This window comes from Streptomyces sp. NPDC030814 (assembly GCF_055572155.1).
In genome coordinates this window covers 132,989-150,001 of sequence record NZ_JBVIDX010000014.1, presented here as the reverse complement: position 1 = coordinate 150,001, position 17,013 = coordinate 132,989, and the positions used below count along the sequence as shown (strand labels likewise).

The following is a 17,013-nucleotide window of genomic DNA, read 5'->3' as shown; positions in this document are numbered from 1 at the left end:
CCGAGGTCAGCGGCCGGTGCGGATCAGGCCCGTCAGATAGCGCCACAGCGACGAGCGCTGCCGGGCGGAACGATCCCGCGCCACCGCCCCGGCCGCCTCCGCCCCCGTCACCGCCTCCCCCGCGGGCCCTGCCTCCGCGGGGTCCGCCGACGACGGATCGGGCGTCGGCGCCAGTTCGTACCGCACGGGCAGCGAGCGCAGGCCGCGCATGAACGGCGAGGAACGCCAAGGGAGTTGGTCGACGGGCAGGGCGAGCTCCAGATCGGTGAACCGCTCGAACAGGCGGCCCACACCGACCGCCGCGACCGTGGAGGCCAGCTCGCGGGCGGGGCACTGGCGGGGGCCCGCGCCCCAGGAGAGGTGCGCGCGGGTGCTGACCGTGGTGTTCGACGCCGCGTGGTCGGCGAAGACCGGGTCGGCGTGCGCGGCGGCGGAGGAGACCCAGACGGGGTCGCCGGCGCGGATGATGTAGCTGCCGAGCCGGGTGTCCTTGGCGGCGAAGCGCGGGACGAAGTTCACCAGCGGCGGCTTGCGCATGACCACCCGGTTCATGGTCTCCCTGACCATGCCGGCGGACAGACTGGCGCGGATGCTGCCCTCGCCCGAGAGGACCTCGACCACTGTGTTGGAGATGAGGATGCCGACGTGGTCGGAGGTCATGCCCAGCAGCATGAACAGCTCGCGGGCCAGTTCGTCGAGTGTGAGGCCGGGGTGCGCGGCGAGGAGGTAGGAGGGGAAGTCGTCGCCCGGTGACTTCAGCTTCTGCGCCGCCAGGTCGGCGAGCGCCGCCAGCAGCCGCTCCAGCGCGGGCTCGGCGTCCGGGCCGGCGTCCAGCACCCGCCACATGTCCATCAGCGCGTCATCGCCCTGGGAGCCGGGGAAGCCGAGGAGGTGACTGGCCGCCATCAGCGGCAGCGGCCGGGAGAACTGGGCGGACAGGTCGGCCATTCCCGTGCCGCCGGCCTGGCCCACCAGGGTGATCAGGTCGTCGGCGCAGGCGGTGACGGCGGCCTTGAGCCGCTTGGCCTGGGCGTGGCGCGGGTCCTGGAACGGGCGGAGCGCGGTGTCCCACGCGGCCCGCAGCGGCTTGTATCCCGAGCCGCCCTGGATCAGAACGTGATTGACCTCCAGGGAGGGTCCGAGCGGCCAGTCGGCGGGCACCCTGCCCTCCGAGCGGGCCCGCCAGTTCTCCAGGCCCTTGGGCCAGCCGTCGTCGTCCTGGAGCACCTCCAGGGATTCCTTGTAGCCGAGGACCAGCCAGGCGGGGACGCCCAGCAGATCGACCGGCGCGACCGCACCGTGCCGCTGCCGCAGCCGCTCGTACACGAGCGAGGGGCGCATCTCGTAGTCCCGGGTCAGCAGCGGTTGGGGGTCCAACGCCTCCAACCGCCTGTCGTCCGCGTCCACGGACCCGCCCTCACCCGTCTGAAATTCCACCACCATGCCGCCCCTCCGACACTCCCCGTACCGGCACACCTTCAGCCGGTAGCCGGAACCGTGGGGACCTTACCCCAGGCCAACCCGTCGGAGAACGACGGGTGGCCGGATTCGCAGACGCGGACACGACAAAGGGGGCACGCTCCGTCAAAGGTCCCGGGCGCCCAAGGTGCCGCCGGGGGCGTTCGGGCCCGCGGTGGCGGGTCCTCAGTGCCGTGCCACCACCCGCAGGGTCCTGACCGACTGGTCGGCCGCGTCCGGGATGAGGACGCCGTGCTCGACGCCGCTGCGCAGGTAGTCGAGGACCTCGTCGGTGATCACCTCGCCGGGGGCGATCACGGGGACGCCCGGCGGGTACGGGCTGACCATCTCGGCGGCGATACGGCCGGCCGCCCGCTCGGCGGGCACGTGGTCGACCTCGGCGAAGAACGCGTCGCGCGGCAGCATCGCCTGCTCCAGCTCCAGCGCCGACGGCTCGGGCAGACGGACCGGCGGCTGCCGTTCGATGGAGTCGGCGGCGTTGACGAGGGCCCGCAGGGAGTCGAGCAGTACCTTCTCGGTCTCGTCGTCGTCGGCGTGGGTGATCGAGGCGCTGATCCGGCAGGAGTCGGATCCGCCGACGTCCACATGCCGATGGGTCCGCAGCCACTCGGCGGCCTGCATCCCGCTGATGCCCAGCTCCCGTACGTCGATGACCAGCTTCAGCGGGTCGAACTCCGCGGCGAGCCCCTCCTCCACGACCTCCTGGCCCATCGGCCTCAGGCCCGGCAGCTCACCGGCCGTGGTCCGTATCCGTTCCGCCCGGCGCACCGCCGCCTCCAGCAGGTCGTGACCGTGCTGGACCATCTGGCGGCGCCAGCCGTCCAGGGTGGCGAACACCAGCGAGGAGGCGCTGGTGGTGCCGAGCAGGTCCTCGCGCTGCTTGAGGGCCTCCGGCGAGACCCGGTCGTACTGGAGGTGGAAGACGGAGCTCTGCTCGACGGCGCCGCCCATCTTGTGGACGCTGGTGACCACCAGGTCCGCCTCGGCGTCCATTCCCCAGGCGGGCAGCGCCGGGTGGAACGGCAGATGGGCGCCCCAGGCCTCGTCGACGATGAGGGGGACGTCGTACTCGTGGCACACACGGGCCACACCCCGGACGTCGGCACAGGTTCCCCAGTCGGTCGGCGTGATCAGCAGCATGCCCTTGGCGTCCGGGTGTTCCTCCAGGCGACTGCGTACGTCGTCCGGCTCCGGCGGATGGGCGAGGTGCCGTTCGGCGTCGAACTTGGGGTGGACCCAGATCGGTTCCACCCCGTTGACGACGACGGCCGCGATCACGGACTTGTGTGCGTTGCGGGAGAGCAGCATCTTCTCGCCGGGGCCGGCCACGGACAGCATGGCGGTCTTCACCGACAGGGAGCTGCCACACGTGGAGAAGAAGGCGTGCTCGGCGCCGACGGCGTCGGCCATCAGCTCCTGTGCCTGGCTGATGATCCCCTGCGACTGACGGCGGTCGTCCAGCCCGTTGAGGGAGAGGACGTCGGAGCGGAAGACATCGAGCCCGACGATCTCCGCGACCCGCGGGTCCACTCCGCGGCCCTGCTTGTGTCCGGGCGGCCCGAACACCATGTCGCCGCGCCGGCGGAACTCCTGCAGCGCCTCCAGCACGGGCACCCGCGAGTGATCCATGTTTCCTCCCAAGGGGGTCCCGTCCGTACCGCGCCCGACGACGCCGCACGGTCCTCCGCATGTACACCCACCGAGTTGCGCGTACGGAGCCCGCGAAACGCGCAGATCAACTCACGCCGTGCGACCGTCCCCGGCACCTCGGCGCCGGGCGGATCACCTCCCGCCGCGGGCGGCCCGGACGAAGGCGGTGATCCGGGCGGGGTCCTTGACGCCTCGGCTCTGTTCCACGCCGCTCGACACGTCGACGCCCCAGGGCCGCGCGGTGTCGACGGCGTTCCGTACGTTCTCGGGGGTCAGACCGCCGGCGAGAAGCCACTTCTCGCCGGGGCCGGCCAACGGCATCCGGGACCAGTCCCAGGCCATGCCGGAGCCCGGTACGGGCGCGTCGAGCAGCAGCATGTCCTCGCCCATCTCGCCACAGCGCGGCACCGACTCGCCGAACGCGGCGGCGCGGATCAGCGTCCGGCCGTCGGCCGCCAGGGCGTCGTAGTAGCCGCGGTCCTCCGACCCGTGCAGCTGTACGGCCCGGATGCCCGAGTCGGCGGCCAGGGACCGTACGTCGTCCAGGGTTTCCCCGCGGAAGACACCGACGGTCAGGACATGTTCCGGGATCCGGCGGCACAGCCGCGCGGCGGTGGCCGCGTCGACGCGGCGCGGACTGGCCGTGAGGACGAGTCCGATGGCGTCTGCGCCCGCCTCGACAGCCGTGTCGACGTCCTGCTCGGTCCGCAGACCGCAGATCTTGACGAAAAGGGAGTCACTGGAGTTGCTCACTGCCCCAGACTGCCTCATCGGCGACGCCGACGGGAACGCGATCGCCCTGTTCGGGGGTGGGGTACGCACGCCCGCCGGGCCGGCGGATCCCTTTGCTCGACGTACACCGGACGGGGCCGCACCATGTCACGAATCCCTGCCGAGCGGTGCTTGTGCCCCGCTCTCCCGGCGGGGCGAACCAGCTCATCATCCGCATGAGTTCTTCCATCACCCGTGAAGGCGATGGAGTGGACATCGGTACCGCTCAACTCACCGTTGTCCGAGGAGGGTTCGACGGTTGGGCCGACGGATTCACACGGCGTGGTCCAACATCCCGGCCCTGGCCCGCCGGTGTGGTCCAGGATCGCGAACTCCGGGATCTCGCCTGAGTACGTCTCGCCCCCGCGGGGGGCGTTGGCCGACGCCTGCGGGGCCGAGCCGGGTCGGCGACGGCTGCGCGTGGGCGGATGGTGGGAGCCTGACGGCCCGCCTCGGCCAGGCGCGCTCACGCGACTGCCGCCGACGCGGTGGGCGCGGCCCCGCGCTGGTCAGCGGCGACGGCGCCATGGTCCTTCGACGTGCGCTCGCCCAGGCGTTCCTCCCCCGCTGCCAGGCCACAGAGGTGCCGGGTCCACAATGCCGGCAGCATCACCTGCTGCGTGCACGAGTTCGCCCAGGTGTCGCTGGTCCGCGCCGGCGCACGGGGGAAGAACGTCGTCCTGGTCGAGTGAGAGGAGCAAGCCGCGTGAACGTCCATGGCATCCCGCAGGACCCGGATGAGCACGCCCGTTTCGCGGCCTACCTCGAAGAGCTGCGGCACGTTGCCGGCCCGGACGAGATCGACCTGGTAGGCCGGGTGCTCACCGATCCGGACAAGACAATGGCCCAGTCCGCAGTGCTGCGGCACGTGGATCGCCGGGCCGCCGACCTTCACTCCGGTTCGTCCTACCAGGAATGGGCGCAGGCGATGATCCAGGCAGCGACCGACCACCCCTTCCTGGCTCGGCGCCTGCGGGAGTGGTCACTCCTCCGCGCCGTCACGCTCAAGCTGCCCTGGCATCCGGACGACCTGCTTGCGTCGTCCGACTGGCTCCAGCTCAAGGTGGCCGCCGGGACGAGCACCGAGGCCCTCAAGATCCTTGCCGAGGCCGGCCGTACCAAGCGGATCCGCAACACTGCCAGGACCACCCTCGGCCACCGCCGCGCCACCTGAGAGCAGCTCACTGACGCTCTCGGGGGATAGGGGGACAGAGCGGCCTCAGCCGAGGACCATTCACTGCATGGATGCGCCGGACCTTCCGATGAGCATGGTCAAGTCGGCCGGGCCGGCGGTCTCGCTGCCGAAGGACGCGGTGGGCTTCGTCGACCATCCGCTGCCGACATGGTGGCCGCGGACAGGCTGCCGGATGAACCAGCGGGGCTGCTTCCGGACCTCGTCGCGCTCGCCGGGATCGGCGCTCCGGGCGACGTCCTCACAGGTCCGGCGCCGGGCATTGGCAGTCAGGGCAGAGCTCGAACCGTCCCTGGTTGATGACGCTTCCCCAGCCGCGACAGTTGTCGCAGTCGCGAGCGAGGGCGATGTTCACGTGGTGGGCAGTGGCAGGAGCGTTCGGGTGGGCTCCGTGGATCATGCGGCCGTACTCCTCGGGTAGAGGTCTCGCACGGCATAACTATTACACAAGTCGTGAAAATATCCAATTCGGGCGATAATGGATCTTTAGCGCCTGTCCGGCCGATCATGCGACCGCTATCGAGGTCGTTGAGGTGGACATGAGGAGGACCTGTCAGCGCCGCCCCTGGACGTGCGTTGCCTCACCCGCCCCGTGAAGGCGGACGTGGCAGCATCGCGCTTCCTTGGTGGCTTCAGCCGGCTCGGACCGAGGCTCCATAGCTGTCGGTCTGGCGGAGTACTGTCACTTCCTGGGCCGGAGCCGGCCAGGCCTGGATGAGGTACCACTCGGTGACTTCGTCAGGGGCCAGATCGATGGCGGCGTCCCGACCGCGGGCATGCACCCGCAGCCGGTAGCTGCCGGGGCCGTTGAACGACAGGACGGGGAGTTCCTCGTCCAGGTCATCCATCAAGCCGCGGACCATGAGATCGCCGGAGGCAGAGTGTGCGGAGATCTCCACGATCTCCTGCCAGTCACCGTCGCCGGGCGCGGGCTCGGCCCGGTACAGGGTGACGGTGACGTCGATGTCGCCGGTGTGGATCCCGGTCAGGACAACAGTGACGCCATCGACTACCCGCACCAGTCCGTTGTGCCTGCGGGCCAGATCGGGGCCGGTCGGCCCGTCCTCCTCACTGATGTCGAACTGGTGGTACTGAACCGGGACGCTTCCCTGACCCCGTCCTACCTCGTCACTCATCTCACGGCTCTCTGTCTCTCTGTCACTGCTGGCTCGTCGGAGGCAGAGCCTGATTCCGTAGCGGCTTCCGTGGCCCCATGGGCCGCGCGAGGAGCCCCACTCCTGATCGGCAACGCCGAAAGCAGTGGCGTGCGGCTACGGCCGACGCCCGCGAAGGTGAGGTGACCATGAGCCCCACGAGCAAGATCAAGCTCTACGGCTGGAGGTCGCGCTGGTACCAGGTGCCTGACTTGCCGCCGAGATCGGCCGGGGTGGCAGGGCCGACCGGGACGAAGCCGGCCTTGCTCAGGACCTTTCTGGACGCGGCGTTGTCGTGGGACGTGGCCGCCCGCAGGATGCGCAGGCTGTGCGTCGCTGTCGCTGTCCGGCACAGCTCCCGGACGGTCGCGGTGGCCACGCCGCGGCCGGCGACCCGCTCCGCGACCCGGTAGCCGAGTATGGCAGTGCCGTCCTCCACGTCGTACAGGTTGAACCTACCGAGTACCGAGCCGTCCTCGGCGACGAGCACGTAGAAGGCGCAGATGCCGGCCTCCTGCTCGGCCAGCAAGGCGTTGAACCGGTCGGTGAACTGGTCGAAGAAGTCGTCGCCGCGGTCGGGGATCGAGGCCGCGAAGTAGCTGCGGTTCGCCAGCTCGAAGGCAAGGACCGCCGGGGCGTGGCAGGCATGCAGCCGTTTCAGCTCGGACATCGCCCGACTCTAACCAGATCGCGCGCTGAGGCCACCTGGTTTTCCGCCGGTGGCAGACAGTCCCGAGCCAGGCATGACGATCTAGATCAGCCGGACATCGAAGTGGCGGGCGAGGCCGCCGACGGGGCGGCCGTGATCCCCTTGGTACGGCAACTGCGCCCCGATGTCGTCGTCATGGACGTACGCATGCCGCTGATGGACGGCATCGAGGCCACGCGTACGGTACTGCGCACCGTGGTGGACCCACCGAAGATCGTGGCCGTGACGACCTTCGAGAACGACGATTACGTGTACGGGGCGCTGCGCGCGGGAGCCGACGGCTTCCTGCTCAAGCGGGCACGGCCGGCGGAGATCGTGCACGCCGTCCGGCGGGTGGCCGAGGGCGACTCCCTGCTGTTCCCGGCGGCGGTGCGGCAGATGGCTTCCTCCTACGGCCTGGACCACGGGAATGCCGCGGCTCAGGCCGCCATGGAGCGTGCCGCACTGACCGAGCGCGAGGAGGAGGTGTTGCGTCTCATGGCGCGAGGCCTGTCGAACGCGGAGATCGCCGAGCGCCTGGTGGTGGGGACCGAGACCGTCAAGTCGCACGTCAGCTCCGTACTGGCGAAACCCGGCGTACGGGACCGCACCCAAGCGGTCATCGCGGCATACGAGTCAGGCTTCGTCTCCCCTCGCTGAGGATCGGGCGGCGATCGTGTCGTTCGTCGTCCCGCTCGTCGGGGCGGACGCCGGTCGATCCCCTGACAGGGCCGGCCGGGCCTGTCAGTTCAAGGTGTGGTCGTCCCTCCTCGTCCGGTTCCGGCGCGTCGGGTCGGGCAGCGGGCGCAGGCCCTGGGCACATGCCGCGGCCGAGTCCACGGTCCACGGCTGGGGCGCTGGATCAACTACAGCGGCAGCTCGACGGACAGCAGCCAGTGGTCGCCGTGCCGTCCCGCCCGAGCCTCGCCCCCGAGCAGCGCGGCACGCTCGTGACGGCGCTGTGTGCGGCAGCCGCGCTCCTGGCCGGTTGGTGGGCCACGCACCGACGTGATGCCTGACAACTCGCCGCCTTCCGGGCTTCGACCCGGCGGCCGACCGGTTGCGGGTGATCAGCCGCAACGGCCGGTACCTGCGGCACAGCCTGAATGACCGCTCGCCCCTTTCCAGGGCCGGTCACCGCAGGGTGACGGGATCGAGGTCCGTTCCGACGACGAGGGTGACCACGCCCTGCGCGGAGCCCGCGTCCTCGGCGGCACGGGCGTCGGGCAGGCGTGAGGTGAGGACCTTCGCCTGCTTCGCCAGGCCCGGCGGGTAACTGACCGTTGTCTTCGCGCTGGTCTCAGGGGCGTTGCCCGTGCCTGCGACGGTGATACCGGCCGCGCGCAGCTTCTCGGCGACCGCGGCGGCGCGCCCTGTCACCCCGGTGCCGTTGAGGACCTGCACCCGCACGTTCGAGGCGTAGACCAGCTCGTCCTTGGCCCGGGTCTGGAGCTCCTTCTTGTCGACCTCCTGGTCCTTGGCCAGTGAGGTGAACAGGTCGGCCGCGTGCGGGTACTGCCAGACGACGTTGGCCCGGTCGCTGGGGACGTCCGCCTCTCGGGGGTAGTTGGGGACGGTCAGGAAGGTCAGCCGGTCGCTGGGGATGCCCTTGAGTTCGGAGGCGAGGTCGTAGAGCGGGTCGATGCCGGCGAGATCCTCGTCCGTGGTCAGGGACTTGGTGGCGGACTGCATGAAGTCGTACAGCGCGCCGGGGCTGGTCAGCTTGGACTTCGCCTTGGCGGCGAGGGCCTCCATGAACTCCTGCTGGCGCCCGATGCGTCCGATGTCCGAGCCGTCGCCGACGGCGTAGCGGGTGCGCACGTATCCGAGGGCCGTCTCGCCCTTGACCGTCTGACAGCCGGGCTCCATGTCGAGGAGGGCGTTCTCGTCGTGGATGGCCTGCTCAGGGCAGACCTCTATGCCCTCCAGGGCGTCGACCATCCCCTTGAAGCCCGAGAAGTCGACGGACATGAAGTGGTCGATGCGCAGCCCGGTGTTCGCCTCGACCGTCCGGATCGAGCAGGCGGCGGCCCCGGCGACCTCACCGGCGGAGCCGCCGATCGCGAACGCCTCGTTGATCTTCGCCCGATGCGCGCCCGAGGTGCCGCCGCCGCCCTTCTCGCACGCCGATATCTCGACCCACGAGTCCCGGGGGAACGACACCACGGTCGCCCACTCCCGGTTCGCGGGGATGTGCAGCACCATCAGCGTGTCCGACTGCATGGTGGTCAGGTTCCTGCCGTACTTGGCGTTCTTGCCGTCACGGCTGTCCGAGCCGACCACCATGATGTTCTTGGATCCGGGGCTGAGGTTCACCGGACGGTTCCCGCCGAGCTTGTCGTCGACGTCGGCAGAGGTGATGTTGTCGTCGAGGTCCTTGTACACCCAGGCGCCGACCCCCGCGACGCCGAGCACAACCACCGCGGACACGCCCGCGACCCAGCCCACGATCCTGCCCCGCCTCGTGAGCCGCATTCCCCCGCCCCCGGTCCCGGCGCGCCGCCTTCCCGTACCCACCACCGGCGTTCCCCCCGCCTCGGCCGCATCCGGCCGGTCGACTGATGCTCCACGCCCGGCACTTGTGATCACCGAACTCCAGGACTCTATCCCTGGAGACATACGGACGGGCGCCCAACTCGGCTCACCCCCCTGGTGTGAGCGCCCGTGCCCTCCCGTCGTCAGGGGATCCCATGCCCCGCCACCGGGCCGGGGTGGCCGGTCAGCCGTGCGAGGCCCAGCGGGCACGCAGTTCGTCGCGCAGACGGCGGGCGACCTGGCCCATGAGGGCATCGGCGCCCGGCTGCATGCGGGCGGCCACCCGGGACTCGGTGAGGGCGGCCACGGCGTACCTGCGGCCGTCGGCGTGCTCGACGACACCCGCCTCGTGGCGCAGATGGAGCAGGGTGCCGGTCTTCGACGACCAGTGGGAGGCGTCGGTGGCGAAGTCCGGGGCGAGACGGTGGCGTACGACGTTGTCGGCCATGAGACCGCGTACCCCGGCCGCGACCTCGGGGTGGATCACGGGCGTCTCGGCGCCGGCGGGGTCCGGCCGCGACTCCCACACCGCCTGGAGGAGGTCCACACAGGCCCGTGCCGTGCCGGAGTTGGCGCGGGAGACGTCGAGCTGCGGCACCCGGTGACCGCGCCCGGGCGTACCGGCGTCGATCGCGAGAGCATACGCGAGATGCGTGTCGGCCGTGTCGAACCGCTCCATCGGGGTCTCCATCAGTTCCCGCATGGTGTGCCGTACGGAGAGGCCGTCCAGCCGCCACTGCCTGAGGAACGCCTCGACGCGGGACGGCGGGGTGAGTGCGAAGAGTGCGTCGGCGGCGTTGCTGTCGCTCATGCTGGTGCTGAGGTAGAGCAGGTCGTCCACGGCGATCCGGGCAGGGTGGCGGAACCGGCACAGGCCGGTGGGCCCCGGAGTGGTGATCCGGCCGGGCGGCACCTCGATGACGTCGGCGCCGTCGAGTTCCCCGCGCCGTATGCGTTCCAGCGTCGCCAGGGCGAGGGGCACCTTCACCAGGGAGGCGACGGGGAACGGCACGTCCGGGTCGATCCCGATCTCCTCGCCCGTCTCCAGGTCCCGTACGAGGAACGACCCGTACAGACCGCCGTCGCGGAGGGTCCGGCGCAGGTCTCCCAGGAGCCGTTCGGTGCCCGTGGTCACGCGACCGCCTCGGCGTGTCCGGTGGCACCGAGGCACCGGGCGATGCCCCGGGCACACACCTGCCGCACACGGCCGGCTTCGGTGTCCGCCGGGTCCGCGAGAGCCAGGGAGAAACCCCGGGCGAAGCCCGCGTCGAGTTCGCCGACGGGGCGCCAGTGCAGGTCGAGTTCACGGGCCTGCGCGGCCGAGCAGAGCACCGCGTCGCCCCGGCTCAGTACGTCCGCCGCGGCGACGGCGAGGGACGGGGCGACGGCCAGCTGCGCCGGAAGCAGTCCGACGGCGTCACCGAGCCGGGTCAGACGGTCCCTGATGTGGGGTACGTCGTCCTCCGGCGGGAGCCAGACCCGACGGGCCCGCCGGTCGCGGTCGGCGCGGCCGGGGCGCAGGGTGTCGAGGTAGATGGGACCGCCGTGCGAGGCGTCGCCGACCGCGAGACCCAGCCGCACCGTCCAGTCCGCCCCCGCCGGAGCCACCGCCAGCAGCGCCGCACGGACCTGCCGGGATGTGACGAGGTCGGCCCGTTCCGCCGGTCCGGCGGGACGCGGGTCGAGCGGGACTCCCTGCTCTCGCGCCTCGGCGATGAGGCGGGCGAGGTCCCCGGTGGAGCAGTCGGCGGGGACGGCCAGCCGCAGCGGTCTGCGCCGTGCGGCCTCCGCCTCGTGGTCGAGCCGGTCGGCGAGTTCGACGAGCCGGCGCGCCAGGGGAAGCATGTCCCGGCCGAACGGGGTCAGCGCCACCGCGCGCGAGGAACGCTCCAACAGCCGGTCGCCCAGCCGCTCCTCCAGCGCGGCGACGCGGCGGCTCACGACGGACTGAGCCGTACGGGCCGCCGCCGCGCCCACCGTGAAACTGCCGTGTTCGCTCACATGGACGAACGCCCGGCACGCCGCTACAAGATCCACGATCCCCACTATGCCAAATCGGCATGGATACGAGCGTCGCCGTCTTGGACCGCGCGACGGAGCGCCCCGCACAGTGATGCCCAACGGGGGCATCTCCCCCGGGAGTCCAGCTCTCCGTCTGCTCTTTCGACGACTACTCGGAGGTTCGTTCCATGACTCGCTCCATGCCGTTCCCGCCTCGCCGACGCCACCGCATCGCGGGTGCGGCGGCCTGCTTGCTCGCACTTGCGGCGCTGCCGGCCTGCGGTCAGGAGAAGGGGTCCGCGGCCGGCCCGGCCACGGGTTCCGGTCGGGCCGCGGCACCGGTGGCCGCGCGGGCCACCGATTCCGCGTTCCGGAAGCTGGAGCGCGAGTTCGACGCGCGGCTGGGCGTCTACGCCGTGGACACCGGCACGGGCCGTTCGGTGGTCTACCGGGCCGACCAACGGTTCGCATACGCCTCCACGTTCAAGGCGCTGGCGGCGGGCGCCGTGCTCCGGAAGTACGGCGAGGACGGCATGGACAAGGTCGTCACCTACGAGCGCGACGACATCATCGAGAACTCGCCCGTGACGGAGAACTTCGTCGAGACCGGGATGAGCCTGAGCGGACTGTGCGCCGCCACCCTCTGGTACAGCGACAACACGGCCGCCAACCTGCTCCTCGACGAACTCGGCGGTCCCGACGGGCTGGAGAGGGTCCTCGAGGAACTCGGCGACGACGTCACCGAGATGGACCGGACCGAGCCGGACCTGAGCGAGGGCAGGCCCGGCGACATCCGCGACACGAGCACTCCGCGGGCGATGGCCGGAAGCCTGCGGGCGTTCCTCCTCGGCGACGCCCTGAAGCGGAATGAGCGCACGCTCCTGCGCACCTGGATGGAGACGAACCGGACCGGCGGCACACTCGTCCGGGCCGGTGTCCCGGACAGTTGGACCGTGGCCGACAAGAGCGGCACCGCCGGTTACGGGGGCCGCAACGACATCGCCGTGCTCTGGCCCGAGGACGGCGGGAACCCCGTCGTGCTGGCAGTCATGACCAGCCGCGACCAGCAGAACGCGGAACGCCGCGACGCCCTGATCGCCCGTGCCGCCACCGCCGCGGTCGACGGCCTGGACCGCTAGGTCGTGTCCGCTGCGAGGGCCCTGACCATGAATCGTTCACTGCTTCGGGGGAGAGGCTGTGCGGCAACGCGGCCACTCCCGACCGGGTCCCCTCCCGGTACCGGGCCGACGCGGTCGTCATCTCCTCGGCGCCAACGACGTGGGCCACGGCGTGAGTTCGACGCAGTTCCAGTCGGCGTACATGAGTCTGTTGCGCACGGTACGCGCCGCGTATCCGCAACCAGGCCTGGATCTTCGCGCTGGAGACCTTCCGCGGTCGGTACGTGCCGCAGACCGAGGCGGCCGTCCGCGCGGCGGTCGCGGGCGGCGACTCGCGGGTCTCCTTCGTGGACACCACGGGCCGGCTGGGCTCCGGTGACCTCACCGACTCGGTCCACCCCGACGACCGGGGCCACCGGGTCATCGCCGACCGTCTCGCGCCGATCGTCGCCGCCAGGATCGGCACCTGAGCCACACCCCCGCGGGCAGGTCCGGGGCGGGGCCACGCGCGCCACCGCCGGAAGCCGTCACCTGCCCCAGATCTTCCGGTACGCCTCCTGGTAGCCGGACGGGTTCCAGGTCGTGGCGTCCTCGCTGTTGTCGGCGGTCGTGATGTGCACGGGAGCCACGTATCCGCTGGCGGGTCTGCCGGAGAAGGCCCGGTTGAACTCGTCGACGATCTGCCAGCCCTGGAGGGACAGCGGCTCGGGCACGGTGGCCGCCTGGTACTGGCGGTTGTTGATGCGCTGGAACGCGGAGGGGTCGCCGTCTCCCGCACCGATGTTGAAGGGCGGTCCCGAGCCCTTCCGCCCGGCCGCGCGGAACGCCGGGGCGGCATCGGCGAAGTAGAGGTCGTTGATGGCCACCGAGTGGGTCCACCGGTCCTGGAAGCGGGAGAGCAGCGAGGAGACCTCACGCGGCGTACGGCTGCTCGCGTCCGGGATGGGGATGTTCTCGTAGGCGAGCAGCCGGACACCCGGGCAGGTGGCCAGCTCCTTCCTGATCAGCTCGGACTTGTTCTTGGCGAAGGGGATGGAGGCGTCGGTGAAGACGACGGCCCCGGCGTTCCCGTCGGAGTCCGCGATGACCCACTGGGCGCTGATCCTGGCCACGGCCTCGACCTGGGTGGTGACGTTGGTGAAGAGCGGGGGCTGCCTGCTGGGGCCCGGGGAGGGGACCGCGTGCCAGCCGACGAGCGGGATGTCCGCCGCGTTCGCCCGGGCTACCTGCTGCGAGGTCGAGTTGGGGTCGAAGCCGCCGATGACGATGCCGGAGGGCCTGAGGGCCAGGGCCTCGCTCATCGCCGCCTGGATGCCCGCCGGGGTGCCGCCGCCGTCGATCACCCGGACGTTCCAGCCGATGACCCGCGCGGCCTCCCGTACGCCTTCGGCGGCGCCGGCCACTCCGGGGTTGGTCATGGTCTGGGCGACGTAGACGATGGTCCTGTCCGGTACCGCGGCGGGACCGTTGGCCGGCCCGTTCCAGGGGACGTCGGTCCGCTCCGCCCGGCTGACGGCGTCCTGGGCCCTGGCGTGGGCCGCCGGACAGCCGTTCGCGGTGGAGGGGGAGTCCCCCGAGCCGCTCGACGAGCCGCGTTCACAGCCGGTCAGGACCGCGGCCGCCGCCAGCAGGAGGGTGGCGGCGGACCGGGCCGTGCGGGTGCCGTGGGTGGTGGTGCGGTGATGGTGCACGAGGGCTCCTCGCGGAGGGGTCCGGGACTCGGTGGTGGTGTGCGCGGTACGGGTCATGGGCTGCCGTCCTGGGGGGCCGCGGCCACGGCGTCCGGGGTGGTGGCGGCGCCGGTACGCAGTCGGCGGCGCGCGGAGTAGCCCGCCAGGCCGACGGCCAGCAGCAGGGTGCCGCCGTGGAACAGGGGTACCGTCCAGAACTCGGCGCCCATCTGTGCGATACCGGTCAGGCCGACGGCGAGGACGGCGACCGCGACGAGGGTGCCGAGGGGGTTGGGGCGGCCGGGTCTGATCGCGGTTGCGCCGAGGAGGGCGCCGACGAAGGCCGGCAGCAGGTAGTCGAGGCCGACGCTCGGATTGCCGATCTGCTGCTGGGCGGCGAGCAGGACGCCCGCGCAGCCGACGATCATCCCCGAGGTGGCGAAGGCGCAGACGGTGTACTTGCGGACGGGGATGCCGACGAGATCGGCGGCGCGCGGGTTGGAGCCCACTACGTACAGGTACCGGCCGAGCGGCAGCCGCTCCAGTACCACCCAGAGGGCGACCGTGAGGGCGAGGACGTAGAAGGCCGGGACCGGAAGGCCCAGGAAGGTGGAGTCGTAGAGGTCGGTGAAGCCGGCCGGCAGTCCTTCCGGGCCGGGGACGATCCGGCCGCCGTCGGTGATCCAGCCGGTCACGGCGTACATCATGCTGCCGGTGCCCAGGGTCGCGATGAAGGAGTCGATCCGGCCGAACTCGACGATGACGCCGTTGAGGACGCCCACCGTCACTCCCCCGGTGATCACGGTGAGGCAGGCGAGCGGCCAGGGCCAGCCCGCGTCGACGATGAGGTGCAGCACCATGACGTGGGCCAGCCCGAGGCCGTATCCGAGGGAGAGGTCGAACGCGCCGGTGACGATGGGGACCATGGCGGCCAGTGCGAGGACGGCCGGGATGGACTGCGTGGACAGGATCGAGTCGAGGGTGTCCAGGGTGGGGAAGGTGCGGGGCAGGGCGAGGGAGAAGACCAGGTAGAGCAGGCCGGTGAGGACCAGGAGTCCGTAGGCGCCGACGAGGTGTCCCCCGCGGTGGGCCGGGCGGCCGGGTCGGCCCGACCGGGTCAGCGGGTTCCGTCGGCGCCGTCCGGCCGGTGGCGGGGAGGGCGGGGCCGTCATGGGTTCCCGGCGGTTCGGGAGGGGGGCAGGGCCGAGGCTGCCCGGGTGAGTGCCGGGACGGTGAGGGCGGGGCCGCTCAGTTCGGTCGTCACGGTTCCGCGGACGAAGACCAGGGCGCGGCCGCAGACCCCCGCGACCTCCTCGAAGTCGGTGGACAGCAGCAGGACGGCGAGGCCACGGGCGAGCGCCTCGTCGAGCAGCCGGTGGATCGCGGCCTTGGCCCCGACGTCGACGCTCGCCGTGGGCTCCTCCAGGATCAGCAGGTCGGGCGCGGTGCGGAGCCAGCGGCCGAGCATGACCTTCTGCTGGTTGCCGCCGGACAGCGTGGCGATGACGGCCTCGCTGTCCCGGGGCCGGACGGAGAACCGGTCGATCAGGGCGACGGCGTCGGCGCGTTCCCGGCGGGGCCGGATCCAGCGCGGCGCCGCCGGGCCCGCCGCGGCCGGGTTGGCCAGGAGGTTCTCCCGCACGGTCAGCTCGGTGAGGCAGCCCTCCCGCTGTCGGTCGCCGGGCACGAAGGCGACTCCGCGTGCGACCGCCTCGGCGACCGTACGGGGGTGGTAGGGGCGCCCCGCGAGCAGCGCCCGTCCGCCGAGGAGGGGCCGGGAGCCCGCGAGAGCCCGGCCGAGGTCCAGGTGCCCGGCGCCCGAGAGCCCGACCAGGCCCACGGCCTCCCCGGCCCTCAGTTCCAGGTCGACCGGTCCGGTTCCGGCGGTCCGAACGCCTTCGAGCAGCAGTACGGGCGGGCCGTCGGTGCGGGCCGGGGCCGGGTGGTGGCCGGTCGGCTCCTCGCCGGTGATGTCGCCGACGAGGCGGGCGGGGCTGTGGCCCGCCAGGGGGCCGTGACGGACGAGGCGGCCGTCGCGCAGGACGGCGAAGGAGTCGGCGACCTCGTACACCTCGTCCAGGCGGTGGGTGACGTAGAGGATGCCGTGGCCCCGGTCGCGCAGGGTGTGCAGGACGTGGAAGAGCCGGGCGCAGTCCGCGGCGGGGAGGCGGGCGGTCGGCTCGTCGAGGATGATGAGTTTCGCCCGTGCCGCGAGGGCCCGGGCGACGGCGACCAGGGAGCGCTCGGCCGGTGCGAGCCGGGACACGGTGGTGTCGGGGTCGAGGTGTCCGGCGACGCTCCGCAGGGCCTCGGTGCAGCGCTCCCGGGTCCGGCGCCAGGAGATCAGCCCGGCCCGGCGGGCGTACCCGGTGCTCAGGGCGATGTTCTCGGCGACCGTCATCCACTCCACCAGGCCGAGGTCCTGGTGGATGAAGGACATGCGGTGGGAGGCGGCCTGGCTGCCGAGCGGATGTCCGTCGACCGTGACGCGTCCGGCGTCGGCGTGGTGGACGCCCGCGAGCACCTTGATGAGGGTGGACTTGCCGGCCCCGTTGGGGCCGAGGAGGGCGAGGGCGGTGCCGGCGTGGACATCCAGGTCGACCCCGGCCAGCGCGAGGGTCCCGCCGAACCGTTTGGCGAGCCCGCGGATGCGGACCAGGGGTTCCGCCCCGTCGGCGGGGACCTCCTGCGCAGAGGTGTCGTGAACGTCGTGCACGGACAGCTCCGGGGGTCGGCCTGGCGAGTTCTTCATGAC

15 protein-coding genes and 1 pseudogene are annotated in these 17,013 nt (G+C 71.8%); 4 read left to right on the top strand and 12 right to left on the bottom strand.

Annotation, left to right across the window (positions count from 1 at the left end):
• Nucleotides 1–6: 6 nt before the first annotated feature.
• From ACZ43N_RS27340 to ACZ43N_RS27330, 3 genes are all read right to left on the bottom strand, one after another.
• Nucleotides 7–1,443, bottom strand: coding sequence for a cytochrome P450 (locus tag ACZ43N_RS27340; protein WP_468101148.1), 1,437 nt, complete (start codon nt 1,441–1,443; stop codon nt 7–9).
• 201 nt (nt 1,444–1,644) lie between these two features.
• Nucleotides 1,645–3,108 carry an aminotransferase class I/II-fold pyridoxal phosphate-dependent enzyme gene (locus ACZ43N_RS27335; protein WP_468101146.1) on the bottom strand — a complete coding sequence of 488 codons (1,464 nt, stop codon included), beginning with the start codon at nt 3,106–3,108 and terminating at the stop codon, nt 1,645–1,647.
• Nucleotides 3,109–3,261: 153 nt separating this feature from the next.
• Nucleotides 3,262–3,900, bottom strand: coding sequence for a phosphoribosylanthranilate isomerase (locus tag ACZ43N_RS27330; protein ID WP_468101145.1), 639 nt, complete (start codon nt 3,898–3,900; stop codon nt 3,262–3,264).
• A 706-nt stretch (nt 3,901–4,606) separates the two neighbouring features.
• Here ACZ43N_RS27330 and ACZ43N_RS27325 point away from each other — a divergent pair.
• Nucleotides 4,607–5,074, top strand: a complete 468-nt coding sequence (locus ACZ43N_RS27325; protein WP_468101143.1) for a hypothetical protein — start codon at nt 4,607–4,609, stop codon at nt 5,072–5,074.
• Nucleotides 5,075–5,724: 650 nt separating this feature from the next.
• Here the strand turns inward: ACZ43N_RS27325 and ACZ43N_RS27320 are convergent.
• Both ACZ43N_RS27320 and ACZ43N_RS27315 read right to left on the bottom strand, forming a co-directional pair.
• Complete coding sequence (locus ACZ43N_RS27320; RefSeq protein WP_468101142.1) at nt 5,725–6,228, bottom strand: hypothetical protein; 504 nt, start codon at nt 6,226–6,228, stop codon at nt 5,725–5,727.
• Between the two features lie 193 nt (nt 6,229–6,421).
• Nucleotides 6,422–6,916: a GNAT family N-acetyltransferase gene (locus tag ACZ43N_RS27315; RefSeq protein WP_468101140.1), complete on the bottom strand. Its 495-nt coding sequence runs from the start codon at nt 6,914–6,916 to the stop codon at nt 6,422–6,424.
• Nucleotides 6,917–7,003: 87 nt separating this feature from the next.
• Between ACZ43N_RS27315 and ACZ43N_RS27310 the strand changes: the two are divergent.
• Nucleotides 7,004–7,594: pseudogene (locus ACZ43N_RS27310) on the top strand (response regulator); the annotation flags it as partial.
• Between the two features lie 206 nt (nt 7,595–7,800).
• On the opposite strand, the gene ACZ43N_RS27305 reads toward ACZ43N_RS27310, so the two are convergent.
• The 4 genes from ACZ43N_RS27305 to ACZ43N_RS27290 all read right to left on the bottom strand — a co-directional run bounded on the left by ACZ43N_RS27305 (nt 7,801) and on the right by ACZ43N_RS27290 (nt 11,506).
• Entirely contained in the window at nt 7,801–7,956 is a 156-nt protein-coding gene (locus ACZ43N_RS27305) for a hypothetical protein (RefSeq protein WP_468101138.1), read from the bottom strand.
• A 112-nt stretch (nt 7,957–8,068) separates the two neighbouring features.
• The gene (locus ACZ43N_RS27300; protein ID WP_468101136.1) at nt 8,069–9,409 is read right to left on the bottom strand and encodes an LCP family protein; all 1,341 of its coding nucleotides are present in this window, start codon (nt 9,407–9,409) and stop codon (nt 8,069–8,071) included.
• A gap of 244 nt (nt 9,410–9,653) precedes the next feature.
• Nucleotides 9,654–10,604 (bottom strand): serine hydrolase, encoded by a 951-nt coding sequence (locus tag ACZ43N_RS27295; protein WP_468101134.1) that lies wholly within the window; start codon nt 10,602–10,604, stop codon nt 9,654–9,656.
• On the bottom strand, nt 10,601–11,506 hold the full coding sequence (locus tag ACZ43N_RS27290) for a LysR family transcriptional regulator (RefSeq protein WP_468101132.1): 906 nt from the start codon (nt 11,504–11,506) through the stop codon (nt 10,601–10,603). The genes ACZ43N_RS27295 and ACZ43N_RS27290 overlap by 4 nt, the downstream gene beginning before the upstream one ends.
• 164 nt (nt 11,507–11,670) lie before the next feature.
• Between ACZ43N_RS27290 and bla the strand changes: the two genes are divergently transcribed.
• Both bla and ACZ43N_RS27280 read left to right on the top strand, forming a co-directional pair.
• Entirely contained in the window at nt 11,671–12,609 is a 939-nt protein-coding gene (gene bla / locus ACZ43N_RS27285) for a class A beta-lactamase (RefSeq protein WP_468101222.1), read from the top strand.
• Between the two features lie 263 nt (nt 12,610–12,872).
• Nucleotides 12,873–13,058: a hypothetical protein gene (locus tag ACZ43N_RS27280; RefSeq protein WP_468101130.1), complete on the top strand. Its 186-nt coding sequence runs from the start codon at nt 12,873–12,875 to the stop codon at nt 13,056–13,058.
• Between the two features lie 57 nt (nt 13,059–13,115).
• Here ACZ43N_RS27280 and ACZ43N_RS27275 read toward each other — a convergent pair whose 3' ends face one another.
• The 3 genes from ACZ43N_RS27275 to ACZ43N_RS27265 are packed head-to-tail and all read right to left on the bottom strand — an operon-like array spanning nt 13,116 to nt 16,974.
• Nucleotides 13,116–14,336: a substrate-binding domain-containing protein gene (locus tag ACZ43N_RS27275; protein WP_468101128.1), complete on the bottom strand. Its 1,221-nt coding sequence runs from the start codon at nt 14,334–14,336 to the stop codon at nt 13,116–13,118.
• Nucleotides 14,333–15,430, bottom strand: a complete 1,098-nt coding sequence (locus ACZ43N_RS27270; RefSeq protein ID WP_468101126.1) for an ABC transporter permease — start codon at nt 15,428–15,430, stop codon at nt 14,333–14,335. Before ACZ43N_RS27270 ends, ACZ43N_RS27275 begins: the two co-directional genes overlap by 4 nt.
• On the bottom strand, nt 15,427–16,974 hold the full coding sequence (locus ACZ43N_RS27265) for a sugar ABC transporter ATP-binding protein (protein WP_468101124.1): 1,548 nt from the start codon (nt 16,972–16,974) through the stop codon (nt 15,427–15,429). The genes ACZ43N_RS27270 and ACZ43N_RS27265 overlap by 4 nt, the downstream gene beginning before the upstream one ends.
• Between the last annotated feature and the right edge of the window lie 39 nt (nt 16,975–17,013).

Bases quoted from the DNA above. Each gene is read 5' to 3' on its own strand.
- ACZ43N_RS27340 (WP_468101148.1), bottom strand. From the start codon at position 1,443: ATGGTGGTGGAATTTCAGACGGGTGAGGGCGGGTCCGTGGACGCGGAC.
- ACZ43N_RS27335 (WP_468101146.1), bottom strand. From the start codon at position 3,108: ATGGATCACTCGCGGGTGCCCGTGCTGGAGGCGCTGCAGGAGTTCCGC.
- ACZ43N_RS27330 (WP_468101145.1), bottom strand. From the start codon at position 3,900: ATGAGGCAGTCTGGGGCAGTGAGCAACTCCAGTGACTCCCTTTTCGTC.
- ACZ43N_RS27320 (WP_468101142.1), bottom strand. From the start codon at position 6,228: ATGAGTGACGAGGTAGGACGGGGTCAGGGAAGCGTCCCGGTTCAGTAC.
- ACZ43N_RS27315 (WP_468101140.1), bottom strand. From the start codon at position 6,916: ATGTCCGAGCTGAAACGGCTGCATGCCTGCCACGCCCCGGCGGTCCTT.
- ACZ43N_RS27300 (WP_468101136.1), bottom strand. From the start codon at position 9,409: ATGCGGCTCACGAGGCGGGGCAGGATCGTGGGCTGGGTCGCGGGCGTG.
- bla (WP_468101222.1), top strand. From the start codon at position 11,671: ATGCCGTTCCCGCCTCGCCGACGCCACCGCATCGCGGGTGCGGCGGCC.
- ACZ43N_RS27275 (WP_468101128.1), bottom strand. From the start codon at position 14,336: ATGACCCGTACCGCGCACACCACCACCGAGTCCCGGACCCCTCCGCGA.
- ACZ43N_RS27270 (WP_468101126.1), bottom strand. From the start codon at position 15,430: ATGACGGCCCCGCCCTCCCCGCCACCGGCCGGACGGCGCCGACGGAAC.